This window comes from Burkholderia sp. AW33-5 (assembly GCF_053427615.1).
Genome location: NZ_JBSAXA010000001.1, coordinates 643,673 through 658,394, shown reverse-complemented (window position 1 = coordinate 658,394; position 14,722 = coordinate 643,673). Strand labels below are relative to the sequence as shown.

The following is a 14,722-nucleotide window of genomic DNA, read 5'->3' as shown; positions in this document are numbered from 1 at the left end:
GCCGGCATAACGATCCGGAACTCATGATTGCCCATCTGCGTGCACGGGCGGTTCATCCCCGACGGCCGACCGGCACCGGTCGGCCTCGTGCGTCATGCATGCACGTCGTCGTTCGGAACGAACCCGAATCGTTCGGATGGAACGAAAGGCCGCACGCTCATGTCACCGCGATCAGCGGCGAAGCGAATTCACGGGCAGGTCGGCGATTCATGTTTGCAACACGACACGTTGCGATTCGGTCTGTTCTCATTCTCTTGTCCCCGTCTTCGATGCGTCCGACCCACTGAAGCGATGGCCGGCCCTCTACCGCGCCGGCGATCGCGCTCACGGCGCACACAGACATGCAAGGAGCGCACCATGCTTCGCGGCGCAAGGCCGCGCGGCCGGTGAAGTGACCCCGATGCAGATCGTGCGGCGACAGAAATACGTGAACGTTTCGAAAGTGAAACGACGGGAAGCTGCGTGCGCGACGGGCGGATGGACGCGACGCCGATGTTGCAGGAATGTGACGTGTGCGCCGGCGAGGCGTCTGCACGCGAGCGACGCCGACGATCTGCTTACAATCGCCCGCTGCCGACCGCGCATGCGTGATCGAACGCGCAGGTCGGACATGCGTGCGTCCCGGCTGCCGACGCGCCCCGAGCGTCGTCCGTAGTGCGTCCGTGCAGATTGACTGCCGGTTGACCGAAGGCGCCGATCATGCCGGAACCGCCGATGCCGCCGTGTATTGCTCGCGGCGCGTCGCAAGCGTCGCGCAAACACGTTAGCATGCGAACACCGTACGGCGCGCGCCCGCTTCGCCCCGTCTTCAAGGAATGGACATGCCCCTGCCCGCCTCCGGCCGCGCCGACGTCGCGCAACGCGTCTTCTCGCCCGAGCGGCTGTCGATCGGCCTGACGCTGCCGCTGCTGCGCGGCGGCCGGACCGTCGCCGATTTCAACGAGCAGCTCGAACTCGCGGCGCTGGCCGATTCGCTCGGCTTTCGCGCACTGTGGATTCGCGACGTTCCGCTGAACAGCGCCGACTATCCCGACCCGGTCGGGCACCTCGATCCGTGGGCGCTGCTCGGCGCGCTCGCGTCGCGCACGCGCCGGATCGTGCTCGCCAGCGGCGCGATCGTGCTGCCGCTGCGTCATCCGCTGCATATCGCGAAGGGCGCGCTGTCGGTCGCGACGCTGTCCGGCGGACGCTTCGTCCTCGGCCTCGGTTCCGGCGACCGGCCGCCCGAATATGCGGCGTTCGGCGTCGATGCGGAAACGCGGCGCGACCGGTATCGCCGGCATTGGGACATCGTCGCGGCCGCGCTCGGCGTGCCGTCCCGCGTGCTGCCCGACGAAACACCGCCCGACGCGCCCGACTTCACGCTGCTGCCGCGCGGCGACGACGCGGTGCCGATGCTCGCGGTCGGCTCGGGCGGACAGAGCGTCGACTGGATCGCACGGAACGCGATCGGCTGGATGACGTACCACCGCGATCCGGACACGCAGCGTTCTCGTTATTCGATGTGGCGCGCGGCCGTCGACCGGCTCGCGCAGCCTGGTTTTCGCGCGTTCGGCGTGTCGATGCGGCTCGATCTCGATGCGAATCGCGATGCGCCGGCCCGCGCGCTGCCGCTCGGCTACGCGACCGGAGGGAACGCGTTGGTCGGCATCTTGCGGGACATGCGCGCAGCCGGCACGCACCACGTCACGCTGAATCCCGGCTCCGACCGGCCCGTGCGCGAGGTCATCGAGGAAATCGCCGAGCACGTGCTGCCGATCTTTCACGACGAGCAGGGTTGATTCATCAGGATTCCCGAGTTCGCTGCAGGTAGCCGCACTCGTGGATTGCACCGAATCGATGTGCCAGGGAGCACGTTTCGTTCCTGGCCTGATCGTCACAAGAGTCGACGTGCGCGAACAAGGGCTCGCGAACACCTCCGGCACGCGAAAACAAGCCGCGCCGCCTGCCGCATGCCCGATTCGAATAATCGTCGACGGAACTATTCGGGTCCGTTCGCGATCATGTTAACTTCCGTCCATCGTCCAGACCGGCGGGCCACATTTCGATGTGCGCCCGCATGCCAACCCATGCGACATTTCCTGCTCGGCTGGCTGCTCGCCGCCGTCGTATCGATCGCTCACGCGGCTACCCCTGCACCAGCCGTCGCGTCGGCCGCCTCCGGCGCGGCGCCGACACTGACGCCGCAACAGGCGCAGCGCGCCCTCTCCGTCCTGCAAAATCCGCGCGAGCGCGAACAGGTCGAAACGACGTTGCGCGCGATCGCGGCCGTCGGCGTGCTGAGCACGCCCGTGCTTCCGGCGAGCGCCGCGGCACCGGCCAGCGCGGCATCGGCCGCCACCGCCGCGCTCACGACGAACGGGCTCGCGTCCATGCTCGTCCGGCAGGGAGCACGCTGGGCCGGCGAAATCGCCGGCGCGCTGAACGAATCGCTGCGCTCGCTGCTCGATGTCGGCTCCGTCGGCAACTGGTGGCACGAGCGGCTGGTGCGCGCCGACGAACGCGCGGACCTCACGCGCGCGATCCTGGTCATCCTCGCCGTGCTCGTGCCCGCGTTCGTCGTCGAATGGTTCGCGAAGCGGCTGCTGCGGCGCGCGCTGGCCGCCCTGGGCACGCGTCGGGCCGAATCGTCGCGTCGGGCCGAGCCCGAACCCGCCGAGGCGGACGATTCCAGGGCGTCAGTGCCGGCCAATGCCAGCGCCAGCGCCGAAGGCACCACCGCGCCCGATACGTCGTCGCAAGGCCGCGGCCATGCACGGCGCCACACCACGCTGCTGCGCCGGATGCCGCGCGCGCTGGTCAGCCTCGCGCTGCGCGTGGTGCCGCTGCTGGTGTTCGTCGGCGTCGCGAGCCTGACGATGTCGGTGCTCGACGGCGCCGGCACGCCAACCGAAACCGCACTCGAATCGTTGATCGACATCTATGTGATCTGCCGTCTCGTGACGATTGTCAGCCGGCTGTTCTTCCAGCCCGATGCGCGGCAGTTGCGGCTACTGCACGTCAGCGACGCATGGGCCGCGATCGCGCAGCGCTCGATCGCGCGGATCGTGATCGTCGTCGGCGTCTGCACGGCCGCGGTCGAGATCGCCGCGAGCTTCGGCCTCAGCGACGCCGGTCACGTCGCGCTCCTGAAAGCCGTCGCGCTCGTCGGCCACTTGATGATCTCGGCGCTGATTCTCCGGTGCCGCCAGCCGGTCGCCGCCCGCATCCGCGCGGCCGGCGACGATCGGCCGGCCTTCGCGATGATCGGCAACGCGCTCGCCGACGCGTGGGCGCCCGTGTCGGTGTTCGTCGTGATGGCGCTGTGGTTCGTGTGGGCGCTCGACGTCCACAACGGCTACCGCGTGCTGATCGCGCTCGGCGGCCGCTCGATCGCCGCGATGATCGGCATGCGGATCGTGTCGATCGTCGTGTTCGGTGCGCTCGCGCGACTGTTCCAGCGCCGCGACGACGATCGCACGCTGGTCCACGTGCACGCATACCGCTACTACCCGCTGGTGCGCCAGATCGTGTCGGCGGCGATCGCCGTCGTGACCGTCGTGCTGCTGCTGCAGATCTGGGGCGTGCCGATCTTCCACGCGTTCCAGACCGGCACGATCGGCCATCGCCTCGCGTCGGCGCTGATCACGATCGCAATCGCGGCCGTCGTCGCGCTGATCGTGTGGGAAGCCGCGAACATCGCGATCGAGCGCCGCCTGCAGCAGTGGACGCGCGAGGGCAACCTCGTGCGCGCGGCGCGGTTGCGCACACTGCTGCCGATGCTGCGTTCGCTGTTGTTCATCATGATCGCGCTCGTCGTCGTGCTGACGGGCCTCAGCGAAATCGGCGTGAACATCGGGCCGCTGCTCGCCGGCGCCAGCATCTTCGGCGTCGCGCTCGGCTTCGGCTCGCAGAAGCTCGTGCAGGATTTCATCACCGGGATCTTCCTGCTGATGGAGAACGCGATGCAGGTGGGCGACTGGGTCACGCTCGCCGGCGTGTCCGGCACGGTCGAATACCTGTCGATCCGCACGGTGCGACTGCGCGCGGGCGACGGGTCGCTGTATACGATCCCGTTCAGCTCGGTGACGACCGTCAACAACACGAATCGCGGGCTCGGCAACGCAGCCGTCAAGGTCAGCATCGCATACGGCCAGGACATCGATCGGGCGATCGCGACGCTGAAGGAAATCGGCGCCGCGTTGCGCGACGATCCGAATTACAAGGACGGCATCCTGTCGGATTTCAGCTACTGGGGCATCGACCAGGTCGACGGCGCGACGATTGCGCTGGCCGGACAGATCCAGTGCAAGGACTCGGCACGCTGGGGCGTGCAGCGCGAATTCAACCGGCGTATCGCGGTGCTGTTCCACGAACGCGGAATCCGGATCGCGAATCCGCAGCGCAGCCTCGTCGCGTATGACGACGGTTCGCGGTCCGTGGCGCCCGAGAACGATGAGAATGACGCCCCTACCGCCGGCACGCCGGCCGCCGAGCAACCGCCACCGCCCGCTTCACCAGACCGCAAGCCGGACTGATCGTGCGGATGCCGCGGGCCCGGCCACCGCGTGTCGTGCCGTGCCGGTGCCATCGAACGACCGATGGGGGCGCTCAACGCGCTTCGCCGCGTTCGCCAGCGCCGCCCACTTCGCGTCGGCCGCCCGCTCACCAACTTCACGGTCACAACTATCCCAATCGGAGACGGGCGCGGGAGATTCGAATGATTTCTCGAATACCGTTCGTTCATTACGAATCGAATCGCGAATTATTCTGCATAAAGATCTGAAATTGCATCCTGTTTCGGGTTCGAAAATTACAAAATACCCCGTTACTTTTCAAAAGCATTTCAGCCTAACCCATTTAACTTTGTTTCATATCATCAGAAAAAGTTTGACACCGAACTTTCGTTCTTGATACCGTCCGATGCAAGCAATCCGACGAATTGCAAACCACGCAATCGTTCCCGCTCGACGCATCTCGTTTCCGCCGCACCGAAGTTCTCGCCGCCGACCGTCGCTTCTTCCGTTGGCGCATGCAACATCCCGATGCACTCATTGGGCAGCCGCCATCCGGCAGCAGTCCGAAGGACCGAACAAGATGAGCAGGACACCGAAGCTGTTGCTCTAGCCACCCCGCCTGCATCAGGCCTGCTGGCGCGGCCGGTCCTCATCGCGGCCCAGCGCCTTCGTTACCGAGCTTTCCAGCATTTCGCCCCCGGAGGATCACCACCCGTCCGGGTCGGGCGAAAGGCCCCGTCGCGTCCGCGCCATCCGCGCAAGCGCGGCGGATATCGGCGGCGCACGATCCGCGCCGCTGTCGACCGTTGTTGTTCGTGCAGTTCGATGTTCAACCGGAGGGGTAATTCAAAATGAATCAGGTTGCAAACAAGAAACAAAAGCACATCCGCATCGTCAAGCTCGCCTTCGCCGCCGCAGCAGCCGCTTCGTTCGGCATGACGGCCGTCCATGCCGCACCGGCCGCCGGCTGGACGGAAACGCGCACCAAGGGATTCCTGCCGCTCGTCCAGCAAGGTGAAAGCAGCAGTACCGCCGGTGCGCCGGCGGCCAGCACCGCCGCCGCTGCCGCGGCTGCCACCGAGATGGCGCCCGGCGAATCGGTCGACATCGTGCTCGGGCTGAACCTGCGCAACGAGGCGCAACTCGACCAATACCTGCACGACCTGCATACGCCCGGCTCGCCGCACTACAAGCAGTTCCTCACGTCGGCACAGTTCGCCGCGCAATACGCGCCGACCGACCAGCAGGTCGCCGCCGTCGTCGCGCACCTGCGCCAGGCCGGCTTCGTCAACATCGTGGTCGCGCCGAACCGCCTGCTCGTGTCCGCATCGGGCACCGCGGCAACGGTCAAATCGGCGTTCCGCACGACACTCAAGCGCTTCACGCGCAACGGCCGCAACGTCTACGCGAACACCGATGCCGCGCAGGTGCCGAACGCAATCTCCGGCATCGTCGGCGCCGTGCTGGGCCTGCAGAACGTCGAGCTCATGCATACCGGCGCGGGCAGCAAGCCGCAAGGCAACACCAGCAACCTGACGATTCCGGCAGGCGCATCCGCGGTGCCGCACTACCCGACGGAATTCTCGTCGCTCTACGGCGGCGACGGCACGCCGACGGCCTCGCAAACCACCGTCGGCATCATCTCCGAAGGCGATCTGTCGCAGACGGTCAGCGACCTCAACACGTTCGCCGCCAACAACGGCCTCGGCACGATCAGCAGCAGCGTCGTGCAGACGGGCCCGTCAGGCAGTTCGTACACCGATACATCCGGCACCGTCGAATGGAACCTCGACAGCCAGTCGGTCGTCGGCGCGGCCGGCGGCAGCGTGAAGCAGGTCGTGTTCTACGTGGCGCCGTCGATGACGCTCACCGCGATCACCGCTGCATACAACAAGGCGGTGAGCGACAACGTCGCGAAGGTCATCAACGTGTCGCTCGGCGTGTGCGAATCGTCCGCGTACAGCACCGGCTCGCAGGCGACCGACGACACCATCTTCAAGCAGGCCGTCGCGCAAGGTCAGACCTTCTCCGTATCGGCCGGCGACCACGGCGCGTACGAATGCGCGAGCGGCACGCCGTCGCGCTCGACCTACACGGTGAGCGAGCCCGCGACGTCGCCGTACGTGATCGCGGTGGGCGGCACGACGCTGTTCACCAACACGTCGACCAACGCATACAACAGCGAAATCGTGTGGAACGATCCGAGCTGGCAGCCGGGCACCGTATGGTCGACGGGCGGCGGCTACAGCAAGTACGAAGCCGCGCCGTCGTGGCAATCGTCGAGCCTCACCGGGTCGACCAAGCGCGCACTGCCGGACGTCGGCTTCGACGCCGACCTGCGCACCGGCGCGATCCTCGTCGTGAACGGCCAGACGTCCGACACGCTGTGGGGCTCGGGCTACCTGAACAACGAAGGCGGCACGAGCCTTGCCGCGCCGATCTTCACCGGCATCTGGGCGCGGCTGCAATCGGCCAACAACAACGCGCTCGGCTTCCCGGCGTCGAGCATCTACAAATACTTCCCGAGCAATGCGGCGCTGGTGCACGATGTGACGTCCGGCAACAACGGCAGCGGCACATACGGCTACAAGGCGAAGGCTGGCTGGGACGCGACGACGGGCTTCGGCAGCGTGAACATCTCGAAGCTGAACACGTTCATCCAGAGCACGTCGGATTTCGCGCGCTGATCGATCGTGCAATGAGCGGTGCGGTTCCGGGTGCGGGTCGTTTTGCGCGCCTGGAGCCGTATCTGCGCCGCTGCGCGCGGCGCCTCCAGATCGACGCTGCACGTCGGCACACGCCGCCCGCGGTCGTCGCGGGCCAGCGAAATCACAGCTGCGATTCGATCGGAAACAAGCCGAGAAACCACACTTCCATGCGCCGCGCCGCCGACACTTCCGGTTCGTGATCGAGCTCGGTCACCGTCCCGTCCGCGTCGGTCTGAATCCACTTGAGCCGCTCCTTCCCGGCCGGATCGGTCCGCGATTCGACTCGCCATGCGATTCGATCGAGCCGCGGCTCCAGGTCCGTCGCGACCTCCGACGCAATTGCCGGGCTCTCGCAGTAAACGCCGATCTCGGTATTGAGGTTCAGCGAGCGCGGATCGAGATTCATCGAACCGATGAAGATGCTCTTGCGATCGAACACATAGGTCTTGGCATGCAGCGAAGCACGCGACGAGCCGATGATGACCTGCTTCGCGATGCTCTTGTCGCCGGACGGCCGCCGTTCGTAAAGCCGCACGCCGGCTTCCAGCAGCGCACTCCGATAGCGCCGGTAGCCGGCATGCACGGCCGCGACGTCGGTCGATGCGAGCGAGTTGGTCAGGATCGTCACGCGCACGCCGCGTGCCGTGAGCGCGTGCAGCCGTTCGATCATGTCCTTGCCCGGCACGAAGTACGGCGACACGATCAGCAGTTCCTGCTCCGGCCGCAACGCGAGTGCGCGCAGTTGCGGCATCAGGTGGCCGTCGCTGTCCTTCGGCGAGCGTGAGATCTTCGCCGGATCGTCGTACAGGACCGTCGCCTGCCCCCAGGACAACTCGGTGCCCTGCCCGTGCACGATCTGGTCGAGCCTGTGTCGCGCCTCGAGCACGTACGGATTGTCCTCCATCGCGCGCAAGTAATCGCGCAACCGTTCGCGCTCCCGGTCGAGACCGCCCGGCGCCGCGTCGTGTCCGACCAGCGCATCGATCGGATACGCATACGGCGAATTCCAGAACGTATCGAATTCGGTCGAGATGTCGTTCACGACGGGGCCGTGCACGACCACATCGAGATCGCCGAACTCCAGCATCGACGACGCGCCGAAATACTCGTCGCCGATGTTGCGGCCGCCGACAATCGCCGCCTGGTTGTCCGCGATCATCGCCTTGTTGTGCATGCGCCGGTTGACGCGCGAGAACTCGAGCACCGTGCCGATCTTCTTGAAGTGGCGTGTGGCGACCGGATTGAAGAGCCGGATCTCGATGTTCGGATGCGAACTGATCTCGAGCAGCTTGCGATCGTCCGCGTTCGTCCCGAGATCGTCGAGCAGCGCACGCACGCGAACCCCGCGATCGGCCGCACGGATGATCGCGTCCGCGAGTTCGTGTCCGGTCAGGTCGTCGTGCCAGATGTAGTACTGAAGGTCCAGCGAGCGGTCCGCGCGATCGGCGAGCAGCACGCGCGCATCGAGCGCATCGACGGGATCGCGCAACAGGTGAAACGCGTCCTGCCCCGGATGGGCGGCGGCCTGCTGGCGGAACGCGATGCCGAGGCGCGTGGTTTCGGTATCGGTGAATGCGTGCGTTGGCGCGCGACCGGCTTGCGGCGGCAGGCTGGCGCACGCGGCAAGCATCAGCAACGACAGAATCGCACTCCACGAACGCAACATGATCATGATGGCCGCCCCCACTGTCGGGCGAAGTCTGTTTGTGTTTGTTCTGGCCGCCGGGCGGAACGCAGCGCTGGCCTGCGGTTCGCGCGCGCGACGATTCTCGATCGTGCGCGCCGACCGCGCTACAGCATACTTCGATTGATATCGGGACGGCACGCTCCGCGCGTTTCCCCGGTGGCGGCTATGCGACACGCGGCCCGGCGTGAACGCATTCAACACGCTCGACACATTCAGGCAGCGCGCAAAAGAAAAACCCGCGAGGCCTTGCGGCGTCGCGGGTTTCGAGACTTCCCCGGATAACCAGGGAAGCGAATCTGGTGGGCCCCCCGGGAGTCGAACCCGGCACCAACGAATTATGAGTTCGCTGCTCTAACCAAGCATGAGCTAGGGGCCCAGACGAGAAGCAACGTGTGCTACACGCCACGCCGGCAACGAAGCCGGGCCGGCATTGTAACAACAAAGACGCCAAAGAGGACAAACGCCACCGGCATCACGCGGATGCCGGCGGCGTTCGCAAGTAAGACGCTGGAAATCAGTTCCCTTCGAGGAACGACTTCAGCTTGTCGGAACGGCTCGGGTGGCGCAGCTTGCGCAGCGCCTTGGCCTCGATCTGACGGATCCGCTCGCGGGTGACGTCGAACTGCTTGCCGACTTCCTCGAGCGTGTGATCGGTGCTCATCTCGATACCGAAACGCATCCGCAGCACCTTCGCCTCACGCGGCGTCAGCGAATCGAGCACGTCCTTCACGACGTCGCGCATGCTTGCATGCAGCGCGGCATCCGCCGGCGCGACCGTGTTGTTGTCCTCGATGAAGTCGCCGAGATGGGAATCGTCGTCGTCGCCGATCGGCGTTTCCATCGAGATCGGCTCCTTCGCGATCTTCATGATCTTGCGGATCTTGTCTTCCGGCATCTCCATCTTCTCGGCGAGCGTTGCCGGATCCGGCTCGAGACCGGTTTCCTGCAGGATCTGCCGCGAGATGCGGTTCATCTTGTTGATCGTTTCGATCATGTGAACCGGAATACGGATCGTGCGCGCCTGGTCCGCGATCGAACGCGTGATGGCCTGGCGGATCCACCACGTCGCGTAGGTCGAGAACTTGTAGCCGCGACGGTATTCGAACTTGTCCACCGCCTTCATCAGGCCGATGTTGCCTTCCTGGATCAGGTCGAGGAACTGCAGGCCGCGGTTCGTGTACTTCTTCGCGATCGAGATCACGAGACGCAGGTTCGCCTCGGTCATTTCACGCTTCGCCTGACGCGCCTTCAGTTCGCCGGCCGCCATCTGGCGGTTGGTTTCCTTCAGGTCCTTCAGCGGCAGCACGACGCGCGCCTGCAGGTCGATCAGACGCTGCTGCTGTTCGCGGATCGCCGGAACGTTACGCGACAGGACCGCGCTGTACGGATGGCCTTCGGCCGTGATCTTCTCGGCCCAGTCGAGATCCGTCTCGCTGCCCGGGAAGCGCGCGATGAATTCCGAACGCGGCATGCCGCACTTGTCGACGACGATGTGCAGGATCTGACGCTCGACCTGACGCACTTCGTCCACTTGCGCACGCAGCGTGTCGCACAGACGCTCGACGGTACGCGCGGTGAAGCGGATCGTCATCAGTTCGGTCTGGATCGTTTCCTGCGCCTTCAGGTAGGACTTCGACTTGTAGCCTTCCTTCTCGAACGCGCGGCGCATCTTGTCGAACCACTCGCTGATCTGCGAGAACTTGTCGAGCGATGCACGCTTGAGGGCTTCGAGTTGAGCGGCGTTGGCCGACGCCTGAGCGGCACCGTCATCCTCCTCCTCTTCCTCTTCTTCCTCTTCCTCTTCGGCTTCCTCGTCCTCGTTCTCGATGGCTTCGGCTTCCTTCGCGGAGAAACCGTCCGTATCGGCGGAGTCCGAAGCATTCGGATCGAGCAGGCCGTCGACGAGTTCGTCGACGCGGATCTCTTCGTTCGCGACGCGCTCGGCCATCGCGAGGATGTCGGCGATCGTCGTCGGGCACGCGGAAATCGCCATCACCATGTGGCGCAGGCCGTCCTCGATCCGCTTCGCGATCTCGATTTCGCCTTCGCGCGTGAGCAGCTCGACCGTGCCCATCTCGCGCATGTACATCCGGACCGGATCGGTCGTGCGACCGAATTCCGAATCGACGGTCGACAGCGCGACTTCCGCTTCTTCCTCGACTTCATCGTCCGACGATGCGGCCGGCGCGTTGTCGTTCAGGAGCAGCGTTTCCGCGTCCGGAGCCTGCTCGTAAACCGCCACGCCCATGTCGTTGAACGTGCCGATGATGCCTTCGAGGGCTTCAGTTTCGGTGAAGTTGTCCGGCAGGTGGTCGTTGATTTCGGCATACGTGAGGAAGCCGCGCTCCTTGCCGAGCTTGATCAGCGCGCGCAGCTTCACGCGGCGCTCTTCGAGCTCCTCGGCCGTGCCGGGCGTGCTCGTCGCGAACGCTTCCTTCAGCAGCGCCTTTTCCTTGGCGCGACGATCGCGCACCTTGGATTTGCCCGGGGCAGCCGCGGCTGCGGGCTGCTCGTCGCTCTGATTTGCGTCGTCATCGACGGATACTTCGTTCAGCTTTTTGGTCATGGAGTTCGCCGTACCGGCTATATCGACTCGCGGCTGCTGGACGACAGCCGGTTGAACCGTGGGTGCATGAGTAGTACGTACTGCCGTTTCGTCCGCGGCGGCAGTCGTGTCCCTTGCGCTTTTCGCACTTGCCCGCTTCGCCGCCGGCTTGGCCGGCCCGGAGTCGGGTCTGGCGGCAGCCCGTGTTCTGGCTGCCGGCGCCGGCGCAGCCTGAGCAGTGCCGGCCGCGGTTTTCTTTCCCGCAGGGGCTGACGTGGCTGAAGACGTTGTCCTGGTGGAAGAAGCAGACTTGGCCGCTGTGACCTTCGTGGTCGGCTCCGTCGAGCCCTTGCCTGTTGCTTTCTTTCCGCCTGTCGTCTTTGCCATCGCGATTCTCGCCTCTGCTTGGAAAACAAACCGCTGGAAACCTTATATTATAGCACGCTGGGGCGCCCTCTCTTGGCGCCCCGGCCGCCTACAGCCCGAGCCGACGCTTCATGTCGGTTCGCTGCTGGTTCAATTCCGTCAATTCCGCCAGTTCCTCGGGTGTGAAGGTGGACTGCCGCGCAAGCCGGTCGAGCCGGTCGCAGCAGGCGTCATAGCGCATCTTGAGCACCGCGGCCTGCAGTTCCTCCCCCGCGATCCGTTCCTGTTCACGCTGCCGCTCGGGCACCGTCTCGTCTTCCGGATTCTGTAACAGCAAATCGCGGACGTTTTCATCATAGTCCAGAATTTCGCGGAAGATTTCCTCGTAAGTCGCGCCGTTCGAGGACGTCCGCAGGACATCCGACAGCAGCCGGAACTCCGCGCCGTCGCCCAGCGCGCGCGCATGCTCGACGACTTCGGCGAACAGCTCGCCGATCCGCGGCAGCGCGCGCAGGGTCGCAAGCTGTTCGTCGTCGAGCTGCGACGCGATCCGCGGATGCATCACGAGCGTACGCAACGCACGCTTTTCGCTGTCGGTCACACGCCGCCGTTCGCTGCGCGCGGGCGCCTGGCGCGCCGGCGCCGCGATGCGCGCATCGACGTCCGACAGCCCCGCGACTTCCTCGAACGGGATATCGAGCCGGTCGGCGAACATGTGCATGATCTGCGCGCGCAACGCGTTCGCCGGCAGCGCCTGCAGCAGCGGCTTCGCGTCGAACAGCGCCTTCGCTCGACCTTCCGGCTGATCGAGCGCCTTGCCGGCAATTGCTTCGTTCAACAGAAATTGTGACAGCGGCATCGCGCGCTCGACCTGCTCGGAAAACGCTTCCGCGCCGAATTCGCGTACGTAGCTGTCCGGATCGTGCTCGGACGGCAGGAAAAGGAATCGGATCGTCCGGTTGTCCGCCGCATGCGGCAGGCACGCCTCGAGCGCGCGGCGCGCCGCACGCCGGCCGGCCGAGTCGCCGTCGAAGCTGAAAATGACCGTGTCGGTCTGGCGCAGCAACTTCTGCACGTGAATCGGCGTGCATGCCGTGCCGAGCGTCGCGACCGCGTTCGGGAAGCCGAGCTGCGCGAGCGCGACGACGTCCATGTAGCCTTCGACAACCAGCACGTACTTGCGCTCGCGGATCGCGAGACGCGCCTCGAACAGCCCGTACAGTTCACTGCCCTTGTTGAACAGCGGCGTTTCGGGCGAATTCAGATACTTCGGCTCGCCGCTGCCGAGCACGCGGCCGCCGAACCCGATCACCTGCCCCTTCACGTTGCGGATCGGGAACATGATTCGCTCGCGGAACCGGTCGTAGCGGCGCGCGACGCCCTGTGCATCGGTTTTCTCGCTGACGATCACGAGGCCCGATTCGACGAGCGAGTCGTCGCGGTAGTCCGGGAACGCGGTTTCGAGGTTTTGCCAGCCGTCCGGCGCATAACCGAGCCCGAAGCGCGCGGCGATCTCGCCGGTCAGGCCCCGGTTCTTCAGATACTGGATCGCGACCGTCGCGCCGCGCAACTGCTTGCGGTAGTAGTCGCACGCGGCGGACATCACGTCGGACAGCGCGGTCGCGACCGATTTCGACACGGGCGCCGGATAGTCGCCGCCACCCGCACCGCCCCCGCCCCCCCCGCGCATCGACGGTTCGTGCGGCACGGTCAGCCCGACCGATTGCGCGAGCTCCTGCACGGCTTCCGGGAACGTGAGCCCCGCGTGCTCCATCAGGAAACCGATCGCCGTGCCGTGCGCGCCGCAGCCGAAGCAATGATAGAACTGCTTGGTCGGGCTGACGGTAAACGACGGGCTCTTCTCGTTGTGGAACGGGCACAACCCCATGAAGTTGGCGCCGCCCTTCTTGAGCTGCACGTACCGGCCCACCACGTCGACGATATCGACGCGGTTCAGCAAATCCTGCAGGAACGAATGCGGAATCACCGTGGGATCGAGCGAAAAAAAGACAATACGACGCCCCGGCGCACGCGAGTGCAGCGCGCCGGGAAGCGGGTTTTACTTCGACAGCGCGGCCTTGACCTGCGCGGAAACGGCCGTCATGTCGGCGCGGCCGGCGAGCTTGCCCTTCAGCACGCCCATCACCTTGCCCATGTCCTGCGGGCCAGCCGCACCCGTTGCCGCGACCGCGGCCTGGACTTCGGCAGCCACTTCGGCGTCCGACAGCTGCGCGGGCATGTATGCGCCCAGCACGGTCAGTTCGGCCTGTTCCTTCGCGACGAGATCGTCGCGGCCGGCGGCTTCGAACTGGCTGATCGAGTCCTTGCGCTGCTTGATCATCTTGTCGATCACCGCGGTGATGCCCGCGTCGTCGAGGGTGACCCGATCGTCGACCTCGCGCTGCTTGATCGCGGCCATCAGCAGGCGAATCGTCGCCAGACGCTCGCTTTCCTTCGCGCGCATCGCGGCCTTCATGTCTTCGCTGATCTGCTCTTTCAAACTCATCTTGCACCCGGGATGGAAACGTGACTTCGACACCCGCGAACGGGCGTCAACACAAAAACCCGCTTGGGACTAAGTCTCAAGCGGGTTGCTCGAATCCGGCATCGGCGACTCGCGGCCCCGGATCGAGGCCGATCGTGCGGAGGTCGCCGGTGCGCCGCTCAGTGAATCGTGCGGCGCTCAATCGTTCAGTACAGCTTCTTCGGCAGCGTCTGGCTGCGGATTCGCTTGTAATGACGCTTCACCGCGGCAGCCTTCTTGCGCTTGCGCTCGGCGGTCGGCTTCTCGTAGAACTCCCGCGCACGAAGCTCGGTCAGCAGACCGTTCTTCTCGATCGTGCGCTTGAAGCGGCGCATGGCGACTTCGAACGGCTCGTTTTCTTTAACGCGAATGATCGTCATGATCCGACACGAATAA

The 14,722-nt window shown here is 65.5% G+C and carries 10 protein-coding genes and 1 tRNA gene; 4 read left to right on the top strand and 7 right to left on the bottom strand.

Going from position 1 to position 14,722, the window contains the following annotated elements; all coding sequences use genetic code 11:
- Positions 1–821 precede the first annotated feature (821 nt).
- A complete protein-coding gene (locus tag ACV22V_RS03050; RefSeq protein ID WP_448012948.1) occupies positions 822–1,781 on the top strand; it encodes an LLM class oxidoreductase in 960 nt (319 codons plus the stop codon).
- A 288-nt stretch (positions 1,782–2,069) separates the two neighbouring features.
- Positions 2,070–4,517, top strand: coding sequence for a mechanosensitive ion channel family protein (locus tag ACV22V_RS03045; protein ID WP_448012947.1), 2,448 nt, complete (start codon positions 2,070–2,072; stop codon positions 4,515–4,517).
- 341 nt (positions 4,518–4,858) lie between these two features.
- On the opposite strand, the gene ACV22V_RS03040 is transcribed toward ACV22V_RS03045, so the two are convergent.
- Entirely contained in the window at positions 4,859–5,020 is a 162-nt protein-coding gene (locus tag ACV22V_RS03040) for a hypothetical protein (RefSeq protein ID WP_156437121.1), read from the bottom strand.
- Positions 5,021–5,347: 327 nt separating this feature from the next.
- Between ACV22V_RS03040 and ACV22V_RS03035 the strand changes: the two genes are divergently transcribed.
- Entirely contained in the window at positions 5,348–7,183 is a 1,836-nt protein-coding gene (locus ACV22V_RS03035; protein WP_448012946.1) for a S53 family peptidase, read from the top strand.
- A gap of 142 nt (positions 7,184–7,325) precedes the next feature.
- Here the strand turns inward: ACV22V_RS03035 and ACV22V_RS03030 are convergent, their stop codons facing one another.
- On the bottom strand, positions 7,326–8,876 hold the full coding sequence (locus ACV22V_RS03030; protein WP_059689634.1) for a phospholipase D family protein: 1,551 nt from the start codon (positions 8,874–8,876) through the stop codon (positions 7,326–7,328).
- Between ACV22V_RS03030 and ACV22V_RS03025 the strand changes: the two genes are divergently transcribed.
- A complete protein-coding gene (locus ACV22V_RS03025; protein ID WP_448012945.1) occupies positions 8,869–9,015 on the top strand; it encodes a hypothetical protein in 147 nt (48 codons plus the stop codon). The genes ACV22V_RS03030 and ACV22V_RS03025 overlap by 8 nt on opposite strands.
- 173 nt (positions 9,016–9,188) lie before the next feature.
- On the opposite strand, the gene ACV22V_RS03020 is transcribed toward ACV22V_RS03025, so the two are convergent.
- From ACV22V_RS03020 to rpsU, 5 genes are all read right to left on the bottom strand, one after another.
- A tRNA-Ile gene (locus tag ACV22V_RS03020) sits at positions 9,189–9,267 on the bottom strand.
- 138 nt (positions 9,268–9,405) lie between these two features.
- Positions 9,406–11,823, bottom strand: a complete 2,418-nt coding sequence (gene rpoD, locus ACV22V_RS03015; protein ID WP_082721897.1) for an RNA polymerase sigma factor RpoD — start codon at positions 11,821–11,823, stop codon at positions 9,406–9,408.
- An 88-nt stretch (positions 11,824–11,911) separates the two neighbouring features.
- Positions 11,912–13,789, bottom strand: coding sequence for a DNA primase (gene dnaG / locus ACV22V_RS03010; RefSeq protein WP_059689632.1), 1,878 nt, complete (start codon positions 13,787–13,789; stop codon positions 11,912–11,914).
- Between the two features lie 72 nt (positions 13,790–13,861).
- Positions 13,862–14,308, bottom strand: a complete 447-nt coding sequence (locus tag ACV22V_RS03005; protein ID WP_059524656.1) for a GatB/YqeY domain-containing protein — start codon at positions 14,306–14,308, stop codon at positions 13,862–13,864.
- A 185-nt stretch (positions 14,309–14,493) separates the two neighbouring features.
- Positions 14,494–14,706, bottom strand: coding sequence for a 30S ribosomal protein S21 (rpsU, locus tag ACV22V_RS03000; protein ID WP_006479415.1), 213 nt, complete (start codon positions 14,704–14,706; stop codon positions 14,494–14,496).
- Positions 14,707–14,722 lie beyond the last annotated feature (16 nt).